The organism is Microbacterium sp. BWT-B31 (assembly GCF_041379855.1).
GTDB lineage: Bacteria > Actinomycetota > Actinomycetes > Actinomycetales > Microbacteriaceae > Microbacterium.
This window is the reverse complement of the sequence record NZ_JBFECU010000014.1, coordinates 47,957-72,024: the sequence shown is the minus strand read 5'-3', so window position 1 is coordinate 72,024 and position 24,068 is coordinate 47,957. Positions and strand designations below refer to the sequence as shown.

At 70.8% G+C, this 24,068-nt stretch carries 24 protein-coding genes; 10 read left to right on the top strand and 14 right to left on the bottom strand.

Annotated features, from left to right (window positions below; translation table 11 throughout):
• Positions 1–15: 15 nt before the first annotated feature.
• The gene (locus tag AB1K54_RS13845; protein ID WP_371203348.1) at positions 16–798 is read right to left on the bottom strand and encodes an IclR family transcriptional regulator; all 783 of its coding nucleotides are present in this window, start codon (positions 796–798) and stop codon (positions 16–18) included.
• 200 nt (positions 799–998) lie between these two features.
• Here AB1K54_RS13845 and AB1K54_RS13840 point away from each other — a divergent pair, with 200 nt between their 5' ends.
• The 7 genes from AB1K54_RS13840 (at position 999) to AB1K54_RS13810 (ending at position 8,875) form a co-directional block, all read left to right on the top strand.
• Complete coding sequence (locus AB1K54_RS13840) at positions 999–2,612, top strand: bifunctional 3-(3-hydroxy-phenyl)propionate/3-hydroxycinnamic acid hydroxylase (RefSeq protein ID WP_371203347.1); 1,614 nt, start codon at positions 999–1,001, stop codon at positions 2,610–2,612.
• A gap of 25 nt (positions 2,613–2,637) precedes the next feature.
• On the top strand, positions 2,638–3,618 hold the full coding sequence (locus AB1K54_RS13835; RefSeq protein WP_371203346.1) for a VOC family protein: 981 nt from the start codon (positions 2,638–2,640) through the stop codon (positions 3,616–3,618).
• A gap of 1 nt (position 3,619) precedes the next feature.
• A complete protein-coding gene (locus AB1K54_RS13830; protein WP_371203345.1) occupies positions 3,620–4,486 on the top strand; it encodes an alpha/beta fold hydrolase in 867 nt (288 codons plus the stop codon).
• A gap of 3 nt (positions 4,487–4,489) precedes the next feature.
• A complete protein-coding gene (locus AB1K54_RS13825; RefSeq protein WP_371203344.1) occupies positions 4,490–5,278 on the top strand; it encodes a 2-keto-4-pentenoate hydratase in 789 nt (262 codons plus the stop codon).
• Positions 5,279–5,309: 31 nt separating this feature from the next.
• Complete coding sequence (locus AB1K54_RS13820) at positions 5,310–6,257, top strand: acetaldehyde dehydrogenase (acetylating) (RefSeq protein ID WP_371203343.1); 948 nt, start codon at positions 5,310–5,312, stop codon at positions 6,255–6,257.
• Positions 6,254–7,270: a 4-hydroxy-2-oxovalerate aldolase gene (gene dmpG / locus AB1K54_RS13815; RefSeq protein ID WP_371203342.1), complete on the top strand. Its 1,017-nt coding sequence runs from the start codon at positions 6,254–6,256 to the stop codon at positions 7,268–7,270. Before AB1K54_RS13820 ends, dmpG begins: the two co-directional genes overlap by 4 nt.
• Before the next feature lie 132 nt (positions 7,271–7,402).
• Positions 7,403–8,875, top strand: coding sequence for a peptide MFS transporter (locus AB1K54_RS13810; protein ID WP_371203341.1), 1,473 nt, complete (start codon positions 7,403–7,405; stop codon positions 8,873–8,875).
• A gap of 50 nt (positions 8,876–8,925) precedes the next feature.
• Here AB1K54_RS13810 and AB1K54_RS13805 read toward each other — a convergent pair whose 3' ends face one another.
• The 3 genes from AB1K54_RS13805 to AB1K54_RS13795 all read right to left on the bottom strand — a co-directional run bounded on the left by AB1K54_RS13805 (position 8,926) and on the right by AB1K54_RS13795 (position 12,272).
• Positions 8,926–9,933: a sugar phosphate isomerase/epimerase family protein gene (locus AB1K54_RS13805; protein ID WP_371203340.1), complete on the bottom strand. Its 1,008-nt coding sequence runs from the start codon at positions 9,931–9,933 to the stop codon at positions 8,926–8,928.
• Positions 9,934–9,977: 44 nt separating this feature from the next.
• Positions 9,978–11,123: a Gfo/Idh/MocA family protein gene (locus tag AB1K54_RS13800; RefSeq protein WP_371203358.1), complete on the bottom strand. Its 1,146-nt coding sequence runs from the start codon at positions 11,121–11,123 to the stop codon at positions 9,978–9,980.
• Positions 11,124–11,231: 108 nt separating this feature from the next.
• Complete coding sequence (locus AB1K54_RS13795) at positions 11,232–12,272, bottom strand: substrate-binding domain-containing protein (RefSeq protein WP_371203339.1); 1,041 nt, start codon at positions 12,270–12,272, stop codon at positions 11,232–11,234.
• Between the two features lie 318 nt (positions 12,273–12,590).
• On the opposite strand from AB1K54_RS13795, the gene AB1K54_RS13790 reads away from it, so the two are divergent.
• From AB1K54_RS13790 to AB1K54_RS13780, 3 genes are all read left to right on the top strand, one after another.
• The gene (locus AB1K54_RS13790) at positions 12,591–14,066 is read left to right on the top strand and encodes a sugar ABC transporter ATP-binding protein (RefSeq protein WP_371203338.1); all 1,476 of its coding nucleotides are present in this window, start codon (positions 12,591–12,593) and stop codon (positions 14,064–14,066) included.
• Positions 14,063–15,124 (top strand): ABC transporter permease, encoded by a 1,062-nt coding sequence (locus AB1K54_RS13785; protein WP_371203337.1) that lies wholly within the window; start codon positions 14,063–14,065, stop codon positions 15,122–15,124. Before AB1K54_RS13790 ends, AB1K54_RS13785 begins: the two co-directional genes overlap by 4 nt.
• 182 nt (positions 15,125–15,306) lie before the next feature.
• Positions 15,307–16,491, top strand: coding sequence for an ROK family transcriptional regulator (locus AB1K54_RS13780; protein ID WP_371203336.1), 1,185 nt, complete (start codon positions 15,307–15,309; stop codon positions 16,489–16,491).
• 28 nt (positions 16,492–16,519) lie between these two features.
• Here AB1K54_RS13780 and AB1K54_RS13775 read toward each other — a convergent pair whose 3' ends face one another.
• The 10 genes from AB1K54_RS13775 to pcaG all read right to left on the bottom strand — a co-directional run bounded on the left by AB1K54_RS13775 (position 16,520) and on the right by pcaG (position 24,067).
• Positions 16,520–17,296 carry an IclR family transcriptional regulator C-terminal domain-containing protein gene (locus AB1K54_RS13775; protein ID WP_371203335.1) on the bottom strand — a complete coding sequence of 259 codons (777 nt, stop codon included), beginning with the start codon at positions 17,294–17,296 and terminating at the stop codon, positions 16,520–16,522.
• Positions 17,297–17,437: 141 nt separating this feature from the next.
• A complete protein-coding gene (locus AB1K54_RS13770; protein ID WP_371203334.1) occupies positions 17,438–18,613 on the bottom strand; it encodes an acetyl-CoA C-acyltransferase in 1,176 nt (391 codons plus the stop codon).
• 53 nt (positions 18,614–18,666) lie between these two features.
• Positions 18,667–19,344 (bottom strand): 3-oxoacid CoA-transferase subunit B, encoded by a 678-nt coding sequence (locus tag AB1K54_RS13765; RefSeq protein WP_371203333.1) that lies wholly within the window; start codon positions 19,342–19,344, stop codon positions 18,667–18,669.
• Entirely contained in the window at positions 19,341–20,096 is a 756-nt protein-coding gene (locus AB1K54_RS13760) for a 3-oxoacid CoA-transferase subunit A (protein ID WP_371203332.1), read from the bottom strand. The genes AB1K54_RS13765 and AB1K54_RS13760 overlap by 4 nt, the downstream gene beginning before the upstream one ends.
• 147 nt (positions 20,097–20,243) lie before the next feature.
• A complete protein-coding gene (locus AB1K54_RS13755; protein WP_371203331.1) occupies positions 20,244–20,633 on the bottom strand; it encodes a type II toxin-antitoxin system VapC family toxin in 390 nt (129 codons plus the stop codon).
• A complete protein-coding gene (locus AB1K54_RS13750; protein ID WP_371203330.1) occupies positions 20,630–20,866 on the bottom strand; it encodes a type II toxin-antitoxin system Phd/YefM family antitoxin in 237 nt (78 codons plus the stop codon). The genes AB1K54_RS13755 and AB1K54_RS13750 overlap by 4 nt, the downstream gene beginning before the upstream one ends.
• Before the next feature lie 49 nt (positions 20,867–20,915).
• Positions 20,916–21,311: a 4-carboxymuconolactone decarboxylase gene (gene pcaC, locus AB1K54_RS13745; RefSeq protein ID WP_371203329.1), complete on the bottom strand. Its 396-nt coding sequence runs from the start codon at positions 21,309–21,311 to the stop codon at positions 20,916–20,918.
• Between the two features lie 3 nt (positions 21,312–21,314).
• A complete protein-coding gene (locus AB1K54_RS13740; RefSeq protein WP_371203328.1) occupies positions 21,315–22,097 on the bottom strand; it encodes an alpha/beta fold hydrolase in 783 nt (260 codons plus the stop codon).
• Positions 22,094–23,431, bottom strand: coding sequence for a lyase family protein (locus AB1K54_RS13735; protein ID WP_371203327.1), 1,338 nt, complete (start codon positions 23,429–23,431; stop codon positions 22,094–22,096). The genes AB1K54_RS13740 and AB1K54_RS13735 overlap by 4 nt, the downstream gene beginning before the upstream one ends.
• 54 nt (positions 23,432–23,485) lie before the next feature.
• Positions 23,486–24,067, bottom strand: coding sequence for a protocatechuate 3,4-dioxygenase subunit alpha (pcaG, locus tag AB1K54_RS13730; RefSeq protein WP_371203326.1), 582 nt, complete (start codon positions 24,065–24,067; stop codon positions 23,486–23,488).
• Position 24,068: the final 1 nt, after the last annotated feature.

The window sequence follows — 24,068 nt, the reverse complement described above, 5'->3', positions numbered from 1 at the left end:
CCTCGGCGGGTTCTGCTACATCGTGCGACCGCGGCGGGGAAGCAGCGCGGCCTGCTCGCGCAGCGCGTCCACGGCGCTGCGCACCGCGCGCTCGCAGCCGGCGATGTCCATCTCGGCGGCCACACCCGAGACCGAGATGGCGGCGATCGGCTCGTGGCTCTCACCCACGAGGATCGGCGCGGCCACACACGCCGAGTCGCGCCCGGACTCCTCCTGCTCGGTCGCGATGCCGCTCGCGCGGATGCGCCACAGCGCCGCGCGCAGCCGGTCGGGATCGGTGATGGTGCGCGGCCCGATCGCCTCGAGTCCGCCCTCGATGATGCGCTCGGTGACCTCGGGCGGTGAGAACGCCAGCAGCGCCTTGCCGACCGCGGTGGCGTGGGCCGGCACGCGTCCGCCCACACGGCTCGGCAGCGCCGGGGTGGCGCGCGAGCGCAGGATCTCGATGTAGACGACGTGGCGCCCGTCGAGCACCGCCAGGTGCACCGAGTTGCCGGTGACGCGCCGCAGCCCCTCCATGTGCGCGTAGGTCAGCCGGCGCAGCGTCCGCGGGCGCGACGCCAGCTCGCCGAGTTCGAAGAACCGCAGGCCGAGCACGAGTTCGTCGTCCACGATCTCGAGCAGTCCGTGCGGCAGCAGCGAGTGCACGATGCGCGACGTGGTCGACTTCGGCAGCCCGGTGCGCCGGGCCACCTCGCTCATCGAGATCGCCGACGACTGCTCGGCGACGCAGTTGATGATCGCCGCGATGCGGTCGACCATCGCGATCGGGTTGTCCTTCTCAGCGGGATGGGGCATCGCCTAGGCCTTTCGACGATCGTCGCGACGCGGGCGCGCGCGGTGCGTCTCAGCATCCCGCTGTTTCGGAACGGGCACGGATGCCGTCTCACTGAGCGGAACGGATGTTGGGACCCTTCAACCGACCGGACCTAGCGTGAACGCCGCGAGCGCACCGCGCCCATCCGCACAAAAGGTCGAAGAGGATCTGGAGACACACGATGAACGAATCCTTCGAACGGGAACGGTTCGATGCGGACATCGCCATCATCGGCTACGGCCCGTCCGGCGTGACGGCCGCCAACACGCTGGCCTCGCGCGGCGTCAGCGTCGTCGCGTTCGAACGCGATCGCGAGATCTACCCCCGCGCGCGGGCGGTGACGGTCAACGACTGGACGATGCGCATCTTTCAGGACCTCGGGCTCGACGACGACGTGCTCAAGGTGGTCGACCCGCAGCGGGCCCTGCGCTGGGTGACCTACGACGGGCGCGAGCTCATGCGCGTGAGCTTCACGCCCTCGACCCTCGGCACCGTCGAGGGCACGCGCTTCTACAACGTGTACCAGCCCTCGCTCGAGCCGGTGCTGCGCGCCGGGGCGGACCGGTTCCCCGACCTGGTGTCGGTCGAGTACGGCTGGGAGGTCACCGGCGTCGAGCAGGACGCCACGGGCGTCACGATCACGGCACAGGATGCCGCGACCGGCGCCGTGCGCAGCATGCGCGCCCGCTACGCCCTCGCGTGCGACGGCGGGTCGAGCCCCACGCGCCGCGCGCTCGGCATCGGGCTTCTCGGCGACACGCTCGACGTGGACTGGATCGTGATCGACTGCCGCGTCAAGCGCTGGTGGCCCGACCGCGACTACCTGACGTTCTGGAGCGACAAGAGGCGTCCGGTCGTTGACCTCCCCCTGCCACAGGGCAACCACCGGTGGGAGATTCCGCTGCGCGCCGGCGAGGACCCCGCCGACTTCGCCACGGCCGAGCAGGTGTGGCCGCTGCTGCACGACATCGGCGTGACCGAGGACGACGTCGACATCCACCAGCACGCGTTCTACAAGCACCACGAGCGCATGGCCGAGCGCTGGCGCGAAGGCCGGGTGTTCCTCGTCGGCGACGCCGCGCACCTTATGCCGCCGTGGGCCGGTGCCGGCATGCAGTCGGGAATGCGCGACGCGTACGACATCTCATGGAAGCTCGCGCGGGTGCTCGACGCCACCGCGCCCGAGGCGATCCTCGACACCTACGAGGCCGAGCGCCGACCCAACGTCGAGTTCTACACCGGGCTCGCGATAGAGCTCGGCATGATCATCAAGCAGGAACTGCCCGACGAGGTGCTCGCGCAGATCACGGCGCCCCCGCCCCCGGGCGTGATCCCGCCCGACCCGCCGCTCATCGCACCGCCGGTCCTGGAGGCCGGCTGGCTGCGCGGCCCGGTCGGCGAGGAGGGCATCGTCGGCAAGGCGCTGCCCCAGCCGAAGGTGTGGACCGCGGACGGCTGGATGAAGCGCGTCGACGACGCGCTCGGCCGCGGGTACGTGCTGCTCGGCGACGGCATCGACCCCGCGACCCTGCTCACGCCGGCAGAGAAGGCCGAGTGGGACGCGCTGGGCGCCCGCTACCTCACGGTGCGCCCCGTCGACGAGGGCACCCGCACGCTCGACGAGATCGTCGACTTCACCGGCGTCGTCCTCGAGTTCCTGCGCACGCACGGCGCGCGGGCCGTCGCGGTGCGCCCGGACCGCTTCATCGCCGCATCGGACCGCCATGGGCTCGCGACGCCCGACTGGCCCGCGGCATCCGTCGCCCTCACCACCACCGCCGCCTCCGGTCGCTGACGACCCGACGAGACAGGAGCCCACAATGGCCACCTACCGCTACCACCCCGAGATCGCGAAGCTCGGCGCCGCCCACCTCGTGACCCCCGACCTCGACAAGTCGCTGTGGTTCTTCCGCGACGTGATCGGCCTGCACGTCGTCGCGCGCACCGAGAACAAGGTCTACCTGCGCGCCGACCTGGAGGCCGAGCACCACAGCCTCGTGCTCGAGGCCGGCGACCGCGCGCGCCTCGACCACGTCTCGTGGCGCGTGCGGCGCCCCGAAGACCTCGAGAGCTTCCACGACCTGCTCACCGAGAACGGCAACGAGGTCACCGTGCAGCCCGCCGACGCCGAGGACGGCTACGGCGAGTCGCTGCGGCTGCAGATGCCCACCGGGCACAGGCTGCGGCTGTACTGGGACGTCGAGAAGCCGGCCGTCGCCGAGGCCGACCGCTCGGTGCTGCTCAACCAGCGCTACCGCTCCTGGCACCACGGCATCTCGGTGCGCCGCATCGACCACGTGAACCTGTGGACCACCCACGACCCCGAGGCCAACCACCAGTGGCTCACGGACAACCTCGGGTTCAAGCTGCGCGAGTACATCCAGACCCCGGGCGGCCGGATCGGCGGCTGGATGAGCGTCACCCCGCTCGTCCACGACATCGCCCTCATGAAGGCCGGCCCCCACGAGACGACCCCGGCGCGCATGCACCACCTCGCCTTCTGGCTCGACAACGCCGCCGACGTGCTGCGCGCGGCCGACATCGTCGCCGAAGCGGGCATCAAGCCCGACCAGGGGCCGGGCAAGCACGGCGTCTCGCAGGCGATGTTCCTCTACGTGCGCGACCCCGGGTCGGGGCATCGCGTCGAGATCTTCAGCAACGGCTACCTCATCTTCGACCCCGACTGGGAGCCCGTGGAGTGGGGCGTCGACCGCATCGCGACCGCGCTGACGATGTGGGGCCCGACCGACTACGTGCCGCACACCGACGACAACGTCATGAACACCACCACGGAGGCCTGACATGACTGACTTCGACGCGCGCCGCATCCAGACCGGCGCGTTCACGACCAGCTTCCTCGACTCGGGCGCGCCCGCATCCGGCGGCGACGAGGTCGTCGTGCTGCTGCACGGCGGCGGCCCGGGCGCGAACGCGACCACCAACTGGCGCGGGTTCATCCCGGGCCTGTCGGACCGCTACCGAGTGATCGCGCCGGACATCTACGGCTGGGGCGACACCGACCACCCCGCCGAGGGCGAGGCTCCCGGTTCGATGACCGCGTGGGTGCGGGAGCGGGTGAACCAGATCCTGGCGCTCCTTGACGCCCTCGGCATCGACCGCGCCCACCTCGTCGGCAACTCCGCCGGCGGCGCGCTGTCGCTGTGGATCACGGCGACCGCGCCCGAGCGCGTGATCGACCTCACGCTCATGGGCAGCGCCGGCGGCCAGATGGCTCATCCGACGCCCGAGGTGATGCGCATGGCGTCGTTCTACAAGGACGCCTCGCGCGAGGGCATCGAAGCGCTCACGCGCTGGTTCGTGTACGACGAGGACACCCTCGGCTCGTCGATCGCCGAGATCGTCGAGGAGCGCTACGCCGAGGTGCACCGCCCCGAAGTGAAGCGGTCGTTCCTTTCGATGTACCAGGCGCCGACCTCGCCCGCCGAGATGACGCTGCCGCCCTCGGCGCTGCGGCGCATCCGTCACCGCGTGCTGCTGGTGCACGGTCGCGAGGACCGGTTCGTCACCCCCGACTCGTCGGTGTACTTCAACCAGCAGCTCGAGAACTCGCAGCTGCACGTCTTCGACAAGTGCGGGCACTGGGTGCAGATCGAACGGCGCGACGCGATGCTGCTGCTCGTGCGCGCCTTCCTGCGCGAGGAGCTTTAGCAGATGCCCGCGACCGACCAGCTCACCCGTGAGATCGCGGATGCCCTCGCCCGGGCGACCGCGCTGCGCGCGCCCATCGACCAGCCGTCGGCGTCGCACGACCTGTCGGTCGACGACGCGTACCGCATCCAGGCGCGGGGCGTCGCCGCGCGCGTGGAGCGCGGCGAGCGCGTCGTCGGGCACAAGGTGGGCCTGACGTCGCTCGCGATGCAGCGGCAGCTGGGCGTGGATCAGCCCGACTTCGGGGTGATCACCGACGCGATGGTGGTCCCGCACGCCGGCGCGCTGTCGCTCGACGAGCTCATCGCCCCGCGCCTCGAGCCCGAGTTCGCGTTCCGCATCGACCGCGCACTCCCGGCATCGCCGACGACCGAACAGGTCGCCGCGGCGATCGGAGCGGTCGCCGTCTCGATCGAGGTCATCGACTCGCGCGTGCGCGACTGGCGCATCGGTCTTGCCGACACCATCGCCGACAACGCCTCGTCGGCGCGCATCGTGCTCGGGGCGTGGGTTGCCGCAAGCGGCGAACTGCTCGCCCGCCTCGCCGACACGCGCGTCGCGCTCGAGCGCGACGGCACCGAGGTCGCGGCCGGTCCGGGCTCGGCCGTGCTGGGCGACCCCGTCGTCGCGGTGCATTGGCTGGCCACCACGATCGGCCGGTACGGGCAGGCGTTCGAGCCGGGATCGGTCGTGCTGTCGGGCGCCGTGTGCGGCGCCGTCGCCCCCGACGGGCCGGGCACCTGGCGGGCGATCGCGCAGGGCTTCGAGCCCGCCGTGCTCCGCGCGACCTGACCCGCCCTCCACCCCTTCCAGAAGGAGAACCGTGTCCAAGACGAAAGTGGCGATCATCGGATCGGGCAACATCGGCACCGACCTGATGTTCAAGGTGCTGCGCACGAGCGACCACCTCGAGATGGGCATGCTCGTCGGCATCGACCCGGAGTCCGACGGCCTGGCGCGTGCGCGGCGGATCGGCATCCCCACGACCGCGGAAGGCGTCGACGGGCTCATCGCGAGCCCGCAGTTCGACGAGATCGGCATCGTGTTCGACGCGACGAGCGCCTCCGCCCACCGCGCGAACGCCGAGAAGCTGCTGCCGCGAGGAAAGCGCCTCATCGACCTGACGCCGGCGGCGATCGGCCCGTACGTCATTCCCTCGGTCAACCTCGACGAGCACCTCGACGCAAACGACGTGAACATGGTGACCTGCGGGGGCCAGGCGACGATCCCGATCGTGCACGCGATCGGCCAGGTGGCGCCGGTGCTCTACGGCGAGATCGTGGCGTCGATCGCGTCGCGCTCCGCCGGGCCGGGCACCCGCGCGAACATCGACGAGTTCACCGAGACCACCTCGGCCGCGATCGAGCAGGTGGGCGGCGCCGCGCGCGGCAAGGCGATCATCGTGCTGAACCCCGCCGAGCCGCCCATGATCATGCGCGACACCGTGCAGGTGCTCACTGCCGCGCTCGACGCGGACGGTCGCGAGCGGGTCGCCGCCGCGGTGCGCGCCCGCGCCGACGAGGTCGCGCGCTACGTGCCCGGCTACCGCCTGAAGCAGGAGGTCGTCTTCGACGAAGAGACGGCGGATGCCGGCATCCTCGTTCCCGAAGACCGGCGGCTTGCGGGCTCGTACACGCGCGTGACCGTCTTTCTCGAGGTCGAGGGCGCCGCGATGTACCTGCCGGCCTACGCGGGAAACCTCGACATCATGACGTCGGCTGCGCTGCAGACGGCAGAACGCATCGCCCAGTCGATCGGAGCAGCAGCGTGAGCGCAGACACTCGCATCTACCTGCAGGACGTCACCCTGCGCGACGGCATGCACGCCATTCGTCACCGCATCGATCCGGCGACCGTCGCTCGGATCGCGGGAGCCCTCGACGCGGCCGGGGTCGACGCGATCGAGGTCGCCCACGGCGACGGCCTGTCGGGAGCGAGCCTGACGTACGGCCCCGGGTCGCACGCGACGCTCGACTGGATCGAGGCGGCCGCCGGGGCCGTGCGCAACGCCGTGCTGACGACACTGCTGCTGCCCGGCATCGGCACGATCCACGATCTGCGCGAGGCGTTCGAGCGGGGCGTGCGATCCGTGCGCGTCGCGACGCACAGCACCGAGGCCGATGTCTCGCGCCAGCACATCGAGGCCGCCAAGTCGTGGGGCATGGACGTGTCGGGCTTTCTCATGATGGCGCACCTGACCGACCCCGCGACGCTTGCCGGGCAGGCGAAGCTCATGGAGTCGTACGGCGCCGACTGCGTGTACGTCACCGACTCCGCCGGGCGCCTCACGATGGACGACGTGCGGGCCCGCATCCGCGCCTACCGCGACGTGCTCGACGAGCGCACGCAGATCGGCATCCACGCCCACCAGAACCTCTCGCTCGCCGTCGCCAACTCGGTCGTCGCCGTCGAGGAGGGGGCCTACCGGGTCGACGCATCGCTCGCCGGTCACGGAGCGGGGGCCGGCAACACGCCGATCGAGCCGTTCGTGGCCGTCGCGAAGCTGCACGGCTGGGAGCCGCGCGCCGACCTGTTCGCGCTGCAGGACGCCGCCGACGACCTCGTGCGCCCGCTGCACGACCGCCCCGTGCAGGTCGACCGCGAGACCCTGTCGCTCGGCTTCGCCGGCACGTATTCGAGCTTCTTGCGGCACGCCGAGCGGGCCGCCGAGGCCTACGGCACGGATGCCCGCACCCTGCTGGTCGAAGCGGGTCGACGCGGCCTCATCGGAGGCCAGGAGGACATGCTCGTCGACATCGCCCTCGACCTGCGCGCGACGGCCTGAGCGGCGGCATCCGCTCTTCGGAGACCTGCGCAACGGCGGATCGGACGCGCGCCCGCGCGTGCGAAGACCGGTGGAGCTGCGCCTCCTGGCGGCCCCTGTCCGTCGCGCCCGCGTGCCGCTACCCTGACGTGCATGACGACCGCACCGGCGTCCGCGCCGGCCGAGGACGACCGCGACACGCGGTTCTTCGGCCAGCCGTGGCCGCTGTGGCACATCTTCGGCGTCGAGATGTGGGAGCGCTTCAGCTTCTACGGCATGCAGATCGTCATGGTCTACTACCTGTACTTCTCGGCGTCCCAGGGCGGACTCGGCATGCCCGAGACCACCGCCGTCAGCATCATCGGCGCCTACGGCGGGTCGGTGTACCTCGCGACGATCCTCGGCGCGTGGGTCGCCGACCGGCTGCTCGGGTCGGAGCGCGTGCTGTTCTACAGCGCGATCGTGATCATGGTCGGGCACATCGCCCTGGCGATCGTCCCCGGCTACGCGGGCGTGGTGATCGGCCTGATCCTCGTCGCGGTCGGCTCGGGCGGGCTCAAGGCCAACGCGACCTCGGTGGTCGGAACGCTGTACACCCCGGAAGACACCCGCCGCGACGCGGGGTTCTCGATCTTCTATCTGGGCATCAACATCGGCGCCTTCCTCGGGCCGCTCGTGACCGGATTCCTGCGCGTCAACGCGGGATTCCACTGGGCATTCGGCGCCGCGGCGATCGGCATGGCGATCGGGCTCATCCAGTACTCGTTCGGCCGCAAGGAGCTGCCCGCCGAGTCCCGCGTCATCCCGAACCCGCTCCCCGCCCGCGCGCGCTGGGTGGTCGCCGGCATCGCGCTGGCCGCCGTCGTGGTGATCGTCGTGCTGGTGCTCGCGGGGGCGATCCGGGCCGACAACCTCTCGGTGGTCGTCATCATCACCGTCGCGGGGGCGACGATCGCCTATTTCGCGGTCATCCTCGCCAGCGGCCGGATCGACGCGACCGAGCGCTCCCGCGTGGTCGGCTTCATCCCACTGTTCGTCGTGAGCGTCGCGTTCTGGTCGCTGTACCAGCAGCAGTTCACGGTCGTGCCCATCTACGCCGAGCGGCGGGTCGACCTGAACCTGTTCGGCTGGCAGATGCCGCCGGACTGGGTGCAGTCGATCAACCCGGTGTTCATCATCATCCTGTCGGGGGTGTTCGCGGCGCTGTGGACCAAGCTCGGCGCGCGTCAGCCGTCCACTCCGGTCAAGTTCGGCCTCGGGGTGATCATCATGGGGATCGCGTTCCTGCTGTTCCTGCCGTTCGCGAACGGCGGCGCGGGCTCGACGCCGCTGATCGCACTGGCGGGCATCATCCTGGTCTTCACGGTCGCCGAACTGCTGCTGTCGCCGGTGGGCCTGTCGGTCGCGACGAAGCTCGCGCCGGCCGCCTTCCACACCCAGATGGTGGCGCTGTTCTTCCTGTCGGTGTCGCTCGGCACCGCGATCTCGGGCTGGCTCGCACAGTTCTACGACCCCGACAACGAGGTGCCGTACTTCTCGATCCTCGGCGGCATCGCGATCGTCGTCGGGCTGGGCCTGCTCGCGGCGGTCAAGCCGGTGCTGGCGCTCATGCGCGGCGTGCGGTAGCAGCATCCGCCGCTCTTGGGCGTCCCGCTTGCCGTTCCGCCCGCTCGCGACTACTCCGTCTTGGTAGAGAACGCGGCGTCGAACGCGGCCGCGGGCGGCGTGATCGCGTTCAGCCCGCGCACGAACTCAAGCGCCTCGGGCGCTCCGTGCAGGCGGTCCATGCCGGCGTCCTCCCACTCCACCGACGTCGGACCGGTGTAGCCGATGGCGTTCAGCGCGCGGAACAGCGGCTCCCACGGCACCTCGCCGTGGGCGGTCGACACGAAGGTCCAGCCGCGGCGCGGGTTCGCCCACGGCAGGTGCGACCCGAGCACGCCGTTGCGTCCGTCGAGGTTGGTGATCGACTCCTTCACGTGCACGTGGAAGATGTGGTCGGCGTAGTCGAGCACGAACGCGACCGGGTCGAGTTGCTGCCACATGAAATGCGACGGGTCGAAGTTGAACCCGAAGCCCTTGCGGTGCCCGATCGCGTTGAGCGTCGCCTTTGCGGTCCAGTAGTCGTACGCGATCTCGGACGGGTGCACCTCGAGCGCGAAGCGCACGCCGACCTCGTCGAACACGTCGAGGATCGGGTTCCAGCGCTCCGCGAAATCCGCGTAGCCTGCGGCGATGAACTCGTCCGACGCGGGCGGGAACATCGCCACCGCCTTCCAGATCGACGAGCCGGTGAACCCGACGACGGTCTTCACGCCGAGCGCGGCGGCGAACCGGGCCGTGTTCTTCAGCTCCTCCGCCGCGCGCTGCCGCACGCCTTCGGGGTCGCCGTCGCCCCATACGCGGTCGTTCAAGATGTCGCGGTGCCGCGCGTCGATCGGATCGTCGCACACCGCTTGACCTGCGAGGTGGTTCGAGATCGTCCACACCTTCAGGCCGTTGCGCTCCAGGATGTCGAGCCGCGACTGCACGTAGGCGGCGTCATCCCACCGCGCGACGTCGAGGTGGTCGCCCCAGCAGGCGATCTCGAGGCCGTCGTAGCCCCACTGGCCCGCGAGGCGCGCGACCTCTTCGAACGGCAGGTCGGCCCACTGGCCGGTGAACAGGGTGATCGGTCGCGTCATCGCGATCGTCCTCTCTCGTAGAAGTCCTTCGATTCAGAATGTCGTCAGCCGCCGACGGGCGTCCAGACGCTTACGGCGTCCGAACTGCGCTCGACGGCTTCGAGCACGCGCTGCACACGCAGCCCGTCGGCGAACGAGGGCTCGGGCTGCGTGCCGTCGTGGATCGCGGTGACGAAGTCGACGACCTGGTGGCTGAACCCGTGCTCGTAGCCGAGCATGTGGCCCGCGGGCCACCAGGCCGAGACATACGGATGCTGCGGCTCGGTCACCAGGATCCGCGTGAAGCCCTGCAGCTCGTCGGGGGCCGTGCGGTCGTAGAACCGCAGCGTGTTGAGGTCTTCGAGGTCGAAGGCGAGCGCCCCACGGTCACCGGACACCTCGACGGTCAGCGCGTTCTTGCGTCCCGTCGCGAAGCGTGTCGCCTCGAACGAGGCGAGCGCGCCGTTCGACAGGCGGCCCGTGAAGACGGCCGCGTCGTCGACGGTCACCTCGCCGAAGCCCTCCGCGGCGGTGCCGGACAGGCCCGAGCCCGACCCGAGGAGCGGGCGCTGCCGCACGATCGTGTCGAGCACGCCCGATACGCTGTCGACGGCGAGCCCGGTCACGAACTGCGTCATGTCGATGATGTGCGCCCCGATGTCGCCGAGTGCGCCCGAGCCCGCATGCTCCTTCTGCAGCCGCCAGGCCAGGGGCACCGCGGGGTCGACGAGCCAGTCCTGCCGGTAGGCGGCGCGCACCTGCTGCACGCGGCCGACCTTGCCGGCCGCGATGAGCTCGCGCATGAGCGTGACCGCCGGCACGCGACGATAGGTGAAGCCGACCATCGCCCGAGCCCCCCGCGCGGACGCGGCGGCTGCGGCATCCGTCATCGCCCGCGCCTCGGCGACGGTGTTCGCCAGCGGCTTCTCGCACAGCACATGCTTGCCGGCCTCGAGCGCGGTGATCGCGATCTCGGCGTGCGTGTCACCGGGGGTGACGATGTCGACGATGTCGATGTCGTCGCGCCCGATCACCTCACGCCAATCGGTGGCGCTCTCGCTCCAGCCCCACTTCTCGGCCGCCTCGGCCGCCGCCTGCGCGTTGCGTCCGACCACCACGGCCATCTCGGGCCGCAGGGGCAGGTCGAAGAAACGCGGAGCGACGCGCCACCCCTGCGAGTGCGCGGCTCCCATGAAGCCGTGTCCGATCATTGCGACGCGCAGAGCGGATGCCGCAGGCTCGGGGTGCTCGGTCACGTGTGTGCCTTTCGACGTGGGTGAGTGCGGGGCGTCCGTCCACCGGACGCCCCGCGTTCGGGATCAGGAGGCGAAGGCCAGACCGATGAACTGGTCGACGTTGTCCTTCGTGACCACCGGCGCATCCAGCACGATGCGGTTCGGCACGGACGGCGTGATGAGGTCGCTCATCGTCTTGCCCTGGGCGATCAGCCGCGCCAGCGCGATGCCGTCGGCGGCCTGCGTCGACGGGTAGATGACGGTCGCCTTCAGCACGGTGTCGTCGGCCTCGATGGCCTCCATCGCGTTGCGCGAGCCCGCGCCGCCCATCATGAAGAACTCGTCGCGGCCGGCGGAGTCGATGGCCGCGAGCACGCCCACGCCCTGGTCGTCGTCGTGGTTCCAGATGGCGTCGATGTGCGGGTTGGCCGCCAGCAGCTGCGACGCGGCCGCCTCGCCGCCGGCGACGGTAAAGTCGGCGGCGACGCGAGCGTCGACCTGCAGGCCGCAGTCCTCGAGCGCGTCGGCGAAGCCCTGCGAGCGGTCCTGCGTGAGCGGCAGCGAGTCGATGCCCGCGATCTCGGCGACAAAGCCCTCCCCGCCGAGCTGCTCGCAGATGTACGTGCCCGCCGACACGCCCATGCCGTAGTTGTCGCCGAGGATCGTCGAGCGGGCCGCGAACGGGCTCGAGAACTCGCGGTCGACGTTGATGACGGGGATGCCCGCCTCCATCGCCTTGATCGCGACCTCGGTGAGCGCGGCACCGTCGGTGGGCAGCAGCACGATCGCGTCGACGCCCTCGTTGATGAAGGTCTCGACGGCCGCGATCTGCGCGTTGGCGTCGTTGGTGCCCTCGGCGACGCGGAGTTCGACGTCGTCGAAGCTGTCGGCCGCCGCCTGCGCGCCCGAGTTGATGGCGCCGAGCCAGCCGTGGTCGGCCGCGGGGCCCGAGAAGCCGATGACGACGGAGTCGCCCGACTCGGCGTTTTCTTCGCTGGTGGTGCCTTGGTCGGTGACGTCCTCCTCCTCGCCCGATCCGGTGCAGCCTGCCAGCAGGCCGATCGAGGCGACCACCGCGGTGCCGGTCAGAATCAGTCGTGTGCGCGCCTTCAGGTGTGAGCGCATGTCTTTTTCCTCCTTGAAATGTGATGCAGCTGCGACAGCGCCTTGCTGTGAGAGGGGACCGCCCGTACTCAGGAGTCGACACTGACGGGATCACCGTAACAGAAGTGGAGTACGTTACGACATCTTTTGTTTATGGATCGGCATAAGTCTCTTCGGGCTAGGTTTCCCGAGCACAGTCGCGTGCGAGAGGCCAAATGCACGCGCCTGCATCCGCGTTGTCGTGCCGAGAAATCCATCCACCCACGCGTCGGCAAGTCGTGTTAGGTTCGCGGGGTGATCAAAGTCGACCATCAATCGGCATTACTTGACGTCCGGCACGTGACAAAGTCATTCGCCGGCGTGCACGCCCTGCGCGGGGTCGACCTCGAGGTTCTGCCCGGTGAGGTGCACTGCATCCTCGGACAGAACGGCGCCGGCAAGTCCACCCTCATCAAGACGCTCGCAGGCGTCCACAGCCCCGACGAGGGCACGATCTCGTGGCTCGGCGAGACGATCTCGATCCCGAACCCCGAAGCCGCGATCGCGCTGGGCATCGCGACGATGTACCAAGAGCTCGACGTCGTCGACGGGCTCACGATCGCCGAGAACATCTTCCTCGGGCACGAACTGGCCCGCGGCGGGTTCACGCGTCGGTCCGAGGCCGCGAGGCAGACTCGTGAGCTGCTGCGGCGCCTCGGGCACGGGAACCTCTCGCCCCACACCGAGGTCGGCCGGCTCAGCGCCGCGAGCAAGCAGATCGTCTCGATGGCGCGCGCTCTCTCGCACGAGACCAAGCTCATCATCATGGACGAGCCGTCCGCCGTGCTCGACACCGAAGAGGTCAAGAACCTCTTCAAAGTGGTGCACGAGCTCACGTCCGAGGGCATCGCAGTGGTCTACATCACCCACCGCCTCGAAGAGATCCGCCAGATCGGCGACCGCATCACCGTGCTCAAAGACGGCCGGTCGATGGCCAGCGGCCTTCCGGTCGCCGACACCCCGACCAGCGAGCTGATAAAGCTCATGACCGGACGCGCCGTCGAGAACGTCTTCCCTCCCGCGGCGCCCGTCGACGCCGACGCCCCCACGATGCTCGAGGTCGAGGGACTCACCGTCAACGGGCTGTTCGACGACGTCTCGTTCTCGGTGCGCGCCGGCGAGGTCATAGGTCTGGCGGGACTGGTCGGCTCGGGCCGCTCCGAGATCCTCGAGACCGTCTACGGTGCGCGGCGCCGCACCTCGGGCACGGTCAGGGTGGCCGGCAAGGAGCTGAAGAAGGGCTCGGTCACCGCCGCCGTCGCGACCGGGGTCGGACTCTCGCCCGAGGAACGCAAGAGCCAGGGGCTCGTGCTCGACGAGCCGATCTTCGTCAACGTGACCCTCTCGTCGATGTCGCGCTTCGCCAAGGCCGGATTCCTCGACGACCGCGGCGCGCGCACGGCGACCGAGGAGCAGATCCAGGCGCTCGAACTGCGTCCGGCAGATCCCGACCGACCGGCCGTGACCCTCTCGGGCGGCAACCAGCAGAAGATCCTGCTCGCGCGCTGGCTCGTGCACGGCACGCGCGTGCTGCTGCTCGACGAGCCCACGCGCGGCGTCGACGTCGGGGCCCGCGCCGAGATCTACGCGCTCATCCGCAGCCTCGCCGCGGCGGGCAAAGCGATCGTCATCGTCTCGAGCGAGATCGAGGAGGTCCTCGGTCTTGCCGACACCGTGCTCGTCATCGCCGACGGACGGGTCCTCACGACGCTCCCCGCCTCCCAGATCGACGAGCACGGCGTGCTCGATCTCGTCATGAAAGGATCCGCCGAGTGAGCGAGCCAACCGCCCCCGGGGCCACTGCCGCCCCACCGATCGCCGACCCGCCGTCGCCGTCCGGCAACTCGCCGCAGCAGTCCGGCCTCCAGCGGATGCTGTCCGGCCCCGCCGGACGCAACCTCGGCCTCGTCGTCGCGCTGCTGCTGATCGTCGTGGTCGGTGCGATCACGGCGGGACAGGACTTCGCCAACCTGAGCAACGCGCTCACGATCCTGCGCCAGGCCTCCATCATCGGCGTCATCAGCATCGGCATGACCCTCGTGATCATCGCGGGGGGCATCGACCTCTCGGTCGGATCGGTCATGGGCCTGGCATCCGTGGCCGCCACCCTCGCGGCGGTGCAGGACCTCGTCGACCAGACCCACTGGGTCTTCATGATCCTCATCGCACTGGCCGTCGGCCTCGCGGCCGGCCTCATCAACGGCATCGTCATCGCGTACGGCAACGTGGTGGCCTTCATGGCGACCCTCGCGATGCTCGTCGCCGCACGCGGGCTCGCCGAGATCCTCGCCGAGCGGCGCACGCTCATCGTCGAGGACCGCGGATTCATCAACGCCCTGAACGAGGACATCCTCGGCGTCGACATCCTGATCTGGATCTTCGCGGTCGTCGCCGTCGGCGGCTGGGTGCTGCTCAACCGCACGACCTTCGGCCGGCGCACGGTCGCCATCGGCGGCAACCGCGAGGCGGCACGCCTGGCGGGCATCGATGTGAAGCGGCACACCATGTGGCTCTACGCCATCGCCGGTCTCACCGCCGGCATCGCCGCGGTCATGATCCTCGGCCGCACGACCGCGGGCACCTCGACTCACGGCCTGTTCTACGAACTCGACGTCATCGCGGCGGTCGTGGTCGGCGGCACGCTGCTCGTGGGTGGGCGGGGCACGATCACCGGCACGGTGTTCGGCGTGCTCATCTTCGCCACGCTGACGAACGTGTTCGTCCAGAACAACCTCTCATCGTCGGTGCAGAACGTCGCGAAGGGCGTGATCATCGTCATCGCCGTGCTGCTGCAGCAGCGCTTCGCCAAGCCCACGGGCGGACGGACGGCGTGAGGGGTCGACCGCACGCATGCCGCAAGACCCGCCTGCAGAACTCCTTCGATTCGGCACGATCGGGTCACCTGGGCGCCGATTCTCGCCCCTTCTCGCACCGATCGAAGGAGTTTGGCGGCACCACTGCGCAGAAGTCGCGTCACTTCTGCGTGAGTTGTGACGTGATTGACTGAGTTGTGAGCATGAGCAACTCCGAAGCATCCTCCAACGGCACCGGCGCAAGCGAACTGTTCCAGCTTCTGCGCGACGGTGAGCCTCGAACCCGGGCACAGCTCGCGAAGTCGACCGGCATGGCCCGCTCGACGATCGCGGCGCGCGTCGACGAACTCATGCGCATGGGGCTCATCGCCCCCGTCGCCGAGGCGGCCTCGACCGGCGGGCGTCCGCCGTCGCAGTTCGCGCTGCGATCGAGCGCGCGGGTCGTGCTGGCCGCCGACATCGGCGCCTCGCACGCGAACGTCGCCGTCGCCGACCTGTCGGGCACGATCCTCGCCGAGCACAGCGAGCCGGTCTCGATCACGCTCGGGCCGGTGGACGTGCTCTCATGGATGCTGCAGACCGCGGCATCCCTCCTCGCCCAGACCGGGCGCGACCGACACGATCTGGTGGCCATCGGCATCGGCGTTCCCGGGCCGGTCGAGCATTCCACGGGACAACCCGTCAACCCGCCGATCATGCCCGGGTGGGACCGCTTCGACGTGCCCGGCTGGGTGCGCCAGCACCTCGAAGTGCCCGTTCTCGTCGACAACGACGTCAACATCATGGCCCTCGGCGAACGCGCGACCGCGTGGCCGACCACCGAGCACCTGATGTTCGTCAAGGTCGCCACCGGCATCGGCGCGGGCGTGATCTCCAGCGGGATGCTGCTGCGCGGCGCCCAGGGAGTCGCGGGCGACATCGGCCACGTGCGCGTCGCGCGCGGCGCCGGGGTCCCCTGCCACTGCGGCAACACGGGCTGCCTCGAGGCTCTGGCATCCGGTCCCGCGATCGCGCGCGCGCTGCGCGAGCAGGGCGCCGACACGCAGAACGGCAGCGACGTCGTCGCGCTCGTCAAGAGCGGCAACGTCGAGGCGATCCAGGCGGTGCGCCAGGCCGGACGCGACATCGGCGAGGTGCTCACCGCGTGCGTGAGCCTCATGAACCCCGAGGTGATCGCCCTCGGCGGCTCGATGGCGCGCGTCGGCGAGCACCTCATCGCGGGGGTGCGCGAGGTCGTGTACACGCGGTCGATGCCGCTCGCGACCGGGCACCTGTCGATCGTGCAGTCCACCGCCGCCGGAAAGGCGGGCATCATCGGGGCGAGCATGCTGGCTCTGGACCATGTGCTCTCCCCCGCGGCGTTCCACTCGCTCGCCGGGCGGCGCTGACCCGCGGGCGGCGCTGACCCGCGGACGGTCAGACCAGGCGCAGTTCCGCGTCGATCGCGGCGGCCGTGCCGAGCAGGCGCGGCAGGTGGGCCTCGAGCACGTGCTCGACCGTGTCGCGCGTTGCGCTGGTCGAGACGTTCACGGCGGCGACGACCGATCCGTCGCGGCCGTGCAGAGGCGCCGCGACCGAGCGAAGGCCCGACTCGAGCTCGCCGTCCACGAGCGCCCAGCCCTGCTCGCGCACGCGGGCGAGCTCGGCCCGCAGCGCCGCGGTGTCGGTGACGGTGCGCTCGGTGAGCGATGACAGAGCGGATGCCGGGGCCGCAGCATCCGCCTCTTCCTCGGTCAGTCCCGCCAGCAGCACGCGCCCCATGCTCGTCGCCCACGCCGGGAATCGCGTGCCGATCGTGATGCGCACGCTCATGATGCGGCGGGTGGGCACGCGAGCGACGTAGACGATGTCGGTGCCGTCGAGCACCGCGGCCGAGACGCTCTCGTCGACCTCGCGCGAGAGTCGCTCGAGGTGGGGCTGCGCCACTTCGGGCAGCGACAGCGCCGACAGGTAGCTGAAGCCGAGTTCGAGCACACGCGGCGTGAGGGCGAACACGCGCGCGGTGCCGTCGCCGGTGGCGCGCACGTAGCCGAGGGTCTGAAGCGTGAGCAGGAATCGCCGCGCCGCCGCACGCGGGATGCCCGCGCGCCGCGCGACGTCGCTCAGCGACAGCTCGGCGTGGTCGGCGTCGAACGCCCGAATCACCTCGAGCCCGCGCGCGAGCGACTGCACGAACTCTTCCGGCTCATTCATCGGGCACCTCGATGCCGCCGCGTGCACAACGCAGGAATTCCGGCACCGACCACGCTCGCCCGGCCCCGGCAGGGCCTGCCTCGGGGCAGAAGTCCTGCGTTGTGCACGGGGCAGGTCGGCGGGTCGGCGCGTCGCGCACCGTCAGCGCTCCAGCACGACCGCGAGACCCTGGCCGACGCCGATGCAGATCGCGGCCAGCGCGACTCCGCCGCCGCGGCGGGCGAGTTCGTGGGCGGCGTGGCCGATGATGCGGCCGCCGGACGCGCCGAGCGGATGCCCGATGGCCAGGGCACCGCCGTGGATGTTGAGCTTGGCGGGGTCGAGGTCGGGCCACCCGGCCAGGCACGCGAGCGACTGCGACGCGAACGCCTCGTTCAGCTCGACGAGGTCGACATCGGCCCACGTGCGGCCGGCCCGGGCGAGCGCCTTGTTCGCGGCCTCGATCGGCGCGATGGGGAACTGGTCGGGGTCGACGCCGTGCGCGGCGCGCGCGGTGATGCGGGCGAGCGGCTCCCCGTCGACGGCGCCCTCGCGGGCGAGCAGCACGGCCGAAGCCCCGTCGTTGATCGACGACGAGTTGCCGGCGGTGACCGTGCCCGCCCCGTCAGAGGCGAACAGAGCCTTGAGCCCGGCGAGCTTCTCGATGGATGTGTCGTCGCGGATGCCCTCGTCGCGCGCCAGCGCGGCGCCGGGCACCTGCACGGTCTCGCCGTCGTAGACGCCCGCGGCCCAGGCATCGGCCGCCAGCCGGTGCGAGCGCACCGCGAACTCATCCTGCGCGTCGCGTGAGATGCCCCACTCGCGGGCGATCTTCTCGGCGGACTCGCCGTTGGAGATCGTCCAATGCGCAGGCAGCTTCGGGTTGGTCATGCGCCACCCGATCGCCGTGTTCCAGAGGGTCTGGTTGCCCACCGACGGCCACGGGCGCGACGACTTCTCGACGACGAACGGCGCGCGGCTCATCGACTCCACACCGCCCGCGAGGATCACGTCGGCGTCGCCCGCCTCGATCGCGCGCGAGCCCTGGATCACGGCCTCGACCGACGAGGCGCACAGGCGGTTGACGGTGACCCCGGTGACCGTTGTGGGAAAGCCGGCGAGCAGCGCGCCGAAGCGCGCGACGTTGCGGTTGTCTTCGCCGGCCTGGTTCGCGTCGCCGAAGATGACGTCGTCGATGCGGGCGGGGTCGAGGCCGGTGCGCTCGACGGCCGCCTTCATGACGATCGCGGCGAGGTCGTCGGGCCGGATGCCCGCCAGGGCTCCGCCGGCGCGGCCGAACGGGGTGCGGACGGCGTCGTAGACATAGGTCGCGGGCATTTCAGTTCTCCAGTCGCTCGTTGTCGGTGTGTTTCGTCTCGCCCTCGGCTCGCTCAACGAGCGGGATTCGCGGATGCCTCGGCCGCGGCATCCGCTTCTCGCAGTGCCAGCCCGGTCAGCGCCGACAGCGACGCGATCGTGTTGTCTCCGAACGCCTCGCGCACCGCGAAGCCGTCGGGTGTCACGTCGAAGACGGCGTGGTCGGTGTAGACGCGGGTGACGCACCCGACGCCGGTGAGCGGGTACGCGCAGGCCTCGACGAGCTTGGACTCGCCGGACTTGGTGAGCAGGTCGGTCATCACGTAGACGGACTTCGCGCCGATCGCGAGGTCCATTGCGCCGCCGACGGCGGGGATCGCACCCGGCGCGCCGGTGGACCAGTTGGCGAGGTCGCCGGTCTGCGACACCTGGAACGCGCCGAGCACGCACACGTCGAGGTGCCCGCCGCGCATCATGCCGAACGAGTCCGCGTGGTGGAAGAACGCCGCCCCGGCAAGAGCCGTGACCGCCTGCTTTCCCGCGTTGATGAGATCAGGGTCGACCGCGCCGGCCGCGGGGGCGGGGCCCATGCCGAGCATGCCGTTCTCGGTGTGCAGGATGATCTCCTGATCCTCGGGCAGATAGTTCGCCACGAGCGTCGGAGCCCCGATGCCGAGGTTCACATACGACCCCTCGGGGATGTCGGCGGCGATGCGCCGGGCGAGCTCGTCGCGGCTGATGGTCGTGGTCATCGGGCGTCCTCCGTCTCGGTCCCTGCGGTGATCGGGCGGCCTTCGAGGTCGACGCCGCCGACGAACGACCCCCCGTCGAGCCAGGCACGCTCCCCCACCGCGACGACGCGGTTCACGAAGATGCCGGGGGTGACGACCGCCTCGGGGTCGAGGGAGCCGAGCGGCACGATCTCGTCGACCTGCACGATCGTCGTGGTCGCGGCGGTGGCCATGATCGGACCGAAGTTTCGCGCGGTCTCGCGGTACACCACGTTGCCCCAGCGGTCGGCCTTCAGCCCGCTGACCAGCGCATAGTCCGCCTTGATGGGGTACTCCAGCACGTACTGCCGCCCGTCGATCTCGCGCGCCTCTTTGCCCTCGGCGAGCTGCGTGCCCACGCCGGTCGGGCTGAAGAACGCCCCGATGCCGGCCCCCGCCGCGCGGATGCGCTCGGCGAGGTTGCCCTGCGGCACGAGTTCGAGCTCGATCCTGCCGTCGCGGTACAGGCCGTCGAACACCCAGGAGTCGGACTGCCGCGGGAACGAGCAGATGATCTTGCGCACCTGCCCGGCGGCCAGCAGCGCCGCCAGGCCCGTGTCGCCGTTGCCGGCGTTGTTGTTGACGATGGTCAGATCGGATGCCCCGTGCGCGATGAGCGCGTCGATGAGCTCGACCGGCTGCCCGGCGCGCCCGAACCCGCCGATCATCACCGTCGATCCGTCGGGGATGTCGGCGACGGCGGCCGCGGCATCCGGAACCGTCTTGTCGATCACGGGACCTCCAGTGGTTCGGTACGCGTGTTCGCTGTGCGAACGCACGTGCGGATTACGAACCAATCGTATGTCGCCCGTCACGCAGGGCCAAGGAGCGGTCCGTCGTCGGCCACCCGGTGAGCGGGAGTCGAAGATGCCGCGCCGCGATCACAGGCGTGCGTCGCGGACTCGTTCCTCGCCGAGAGCGAGCAGCGTCGGGTCAGATGTCAGCAGTGGGATCGCCTCTGCTCTCGCCTGCGCGACGAGCATTCGGTCGAACGGGTCGTGCCGCGCCAGCGCGGGAATCTCGAGCAGCGCCGCGGCGTGAGCCACGGTGAAAGGCAACTCGACGAGGCCGGAGTCCGTGAACACCGCAGGAAAGGCGGCGCCACCAGGCAGGTCGATCCGGCCGAGCATGTGCTTCATCACGATCTCAGTGACAGAGACTGCCGAGAAGTGGACTCTGTCAGCCTCGGAGATCGTCGCCCGAGCGCGCGGACCGAGGTTGGGGCTGTCGCGGTACAGCCAGATCAGCGCGTTCGTGTCGAGGAGGATCATTCGCCCGAGCCGTAGAACATGCGCTCGATCTCGTCGTCCATCCCATCGAACACCGCGGGATCGTGCTCTGGCTCACCGCGACCGAGCCCATACACGACGCTCAACTCGCGGTGCCGGACGAGATCGACGACCGGCACGCCGGCCCGGGCGATCGTGACCTCTTCGCCGTCGAGCACGCGCGCGATCAGAGCCGAGAGCTGGGACTTCGCCTCGTGGACGTTCACCTGGGTCATGGCGCCAGGCTAGCTTAGCCAGACTTAGCCAAGCAAGCCCAGAGAGCTGTCAGAACTCGTCGGCGAGCACGTCGTTCGCGATGCGGAACGCCGTGTTGGCGGCGGGAACACCCGAGTACACCGCCGACTGCAGGATGATCTCCTTGATCTCAGAGACCTCGAGACCGTTGCGCAGCGCCGCCCTCAGGTGCATCGCGAGCTCTTCGTGGTGGCCGTGGGCGATGAGCGAGGTGAGCACGGCGATCGAGCGCGAACGCCTGTCGAGGCCGGGCCGCGACCAGACATCGCCCCACGCCACGCGCGTGATGAAGTCCTGGAAGTCCGCGGTCAGCTCGGTCGTGTTCGCGATCGAGCGGTCGACGTGCTCGTCGCCGAGCACCGAGCGCCGCACCAGCATTCCCTGCTCCCAGCGCTCCGCGTCTGAGAGTCCTTCGTTGGTGGTCATGCTCTACCTTCCTGCCACGGAGCCGAAGAAGTCCAGCAGCAATGCGCCCAGCGCGGCGGGCTGCTCCGCGGCCGGCAGGTGCGAAGCATCCGGGATCATCTCGACACGGCCCTGCCGCACACCCGACGCGACCTCGACCGACGAAGCCTCGGGGGTCACGCCGTCGTGCTCGCCCCACGCCGCGAGCAGCGGCGCCTCGATCTCGCCCAGGCGCGCGGTCACGTCGTACGCGGCGAGCGCCTCGCAGCACAGCGCGTAGCTCTCGTCGTGCGCGTCCTGCAGCGCGTGCAGCAGACGCCCGGTGATCTCGGGCTCGCGCTCGATCGAGCCCGGCGCGAACCAGCGCTGCGCGGAGCCGATGATGAGCGTCGACGTGCTCTGCGCGCGCACCTGCGCGGCGCGTTCCTGCCACCCGGCCGGTGTGCCGACGGTCGCGCCCGAGCACACGATCGCGGCCGCCGCGACGAGCGACGGATGCCGCAGCGCGAGCTCGAGACCGACGGCTCCGCCGAGCGAGATCCCGGCGTAGAGCACACGCTCGTCGCCCTGCGCGCGCACCGCCTCGGCGACCGCGTCGGCGAGGTCGGCGACGGTGAACGGCGCGGCGGCGGGAGCGGATGCCCCGTGCCCGGGGAGGTCCCACGCGACGACCCGGTATCGCTCGGCGAGCAGCGGCACGACCTTCTCCCACAGGATCGTCGAGGTGCCGAGCGACGGACCGAGCACGACCAGCGGTGCGCCGGCCGGGCCCGCGGGGGCGGTGAAGGACAGGGATGGAACGGTCATTCTGCGTCTTTCGTGGGGGTTGCGGTGAGCCTGGCGGCCAGGCCCGTGTAGTTCGCGGGGTCGAGCAGGGCGTCGATGTCGAGGTCGGCGCCCGCCTCGGCGACCGCGGCGCGCACGAGGCCGTCGAGCGGCTCGCCGCGACCGGCGGCCGCGACGATCGCGCTCACCCGCGCTTTGCCGAGCAGCGGCGCGAGCACGATCGACAGCCGCTCGGCCACGATCAGGCCGTTCGTGAGGGCGAGGTTGGCGGCCACGGCGTCGGTGTCGACCCGCAGGCCCGCGACGAGAGACGCCGCGTTCGCGGACGCGCCGAGCGCGAGGCGCAGCAGTTCCCGCAGGGTCGGCCACTCCGCGTGCCACGCGCCGTCGGGGCGCTCGTCGACGGCGAGCGCGGCTGCCAGGTGCAGGGTCGCGCCCAGCTGCGGCGCCCGCAGCGCCGCCGAGCGCACCAGCACGGATGCCGCGGGGTTCTGTTTCTGCGGCATCGCCGACGAGCCGCCGCCCGAGCCCTCGGCGAGCTCGCCGATCTCGGTGCGACTGAGGGTCGCGACGTCCGCGGCGATCACGCCGAGCGCGTCGATCGTCTGCACGAGCGCGTCGCCGAGCTCGGTCACCGGCCACCGGGTCGTGTGCCACGGGGCATCCGGCGTCGAAAGGCCCAGCTCGGCGGCGAAGGCCGCAGGAAGGGCCGCGGCCGCCGACGCCCCCGCGATCTCGACGAACGAGGCGAGCGTGCCGCCGGCCCCGCCGAGCTGCGCCGGCAGCTCGACGGCCGACAGTCGCGCGATCGCGCGTCGCACGCCGCGCCGCCAGGTCGCCGCGCGCAGGCCGACGGTGGTCGGCACCGCGTGCTGGGTGAGCGTGCGGGCCGCGGCGACCTCGTCGCGGTGCGCGGCGGCGAACGCGGCAAGCGCCGTGTCGGCCTCGCGCAGCGACGCGAGCACGCGCGCCGAGGCCTCACGGGCGACGAGCATGAGCGCCGTGTCGACGACGTCCTGGCTGGTGGCGCCTCGGTGCACCCACGCCCGGGCGGACTCCGGCACGCGCTCGGCCAGCAGCCCGACGAGCGGGATCACGGGGTTGCCGCCCGCGACGGATGCCTCCGCCAGCGCGCGCACGTCGATCCCGTGACCGCGGCACAGGGCTCCGCGGTCCGCCCAACCGAGCGCCGACGCCAGGGCGTCGACCTTCTCTGCGGGGGCGGCGCCGACCGCAGCGTACGCGCGGGCGAGAGCCACCTCGGCCGTCACGAGCGCGTCGAGGCAGGCGGCATCCGTCACCGTGTCATCGTGACCCACGGTCACCGGGGCCATCAGGCCCTCGTCGAACGTCATGGGCACATTCTCTTCCTCTGCAGGTTTCGCCGCACGCGGCGGGGCCCGCCCGCGTCAGAAGGCGATGAAGACCGTCTCGTTCTCGCCCTGCAGCCGGATGTCGTGCCGCAGACTGCCGTCGGCGAGGCGCGTGGCGACCAGAGTGGCGCGCTCGTCCGGCGTGAGCTGCGACAGCAGCGGGTCGGCATCGAGCGCCGCCTGGTTCTCGGGAAGGTAGATGCGCGTGACGAGCTTGTCGGGAAGACCGCGGGCGAAGACGGCGACGGCGTAGAACGGCGCCTCGCCCGAGACCGAGCCGGGGTTGACCGTCCAGAACTCGTAGTGGCCCTCGTCGGTGGTCGCCGCGCGGCCGAAGCCCGTGAACGTGTGGTCGTCGCGGCGGCGCGACCCACGGCCGCGCGAGATGTTGCCGTCGGCGTCTGCGCTCCAGATCTCGACAAGGGCGTCGGGGATCGGCGCGCCGGCGCCGTCGAACACGGTGCCGCCCAGCAGGATCGCGCCCGGCGTGTGCGGGAAGACGACCTCATGCATCTTGGGGTAGACGGTCCCGAAGGCGAAGAACGGCCCGATCGTCTGGCCGGGCGTCGCCGGGAGCTGCTCGGCGCCCTGCAGGTCGGAGGTCAGTGTGCGTGCCATC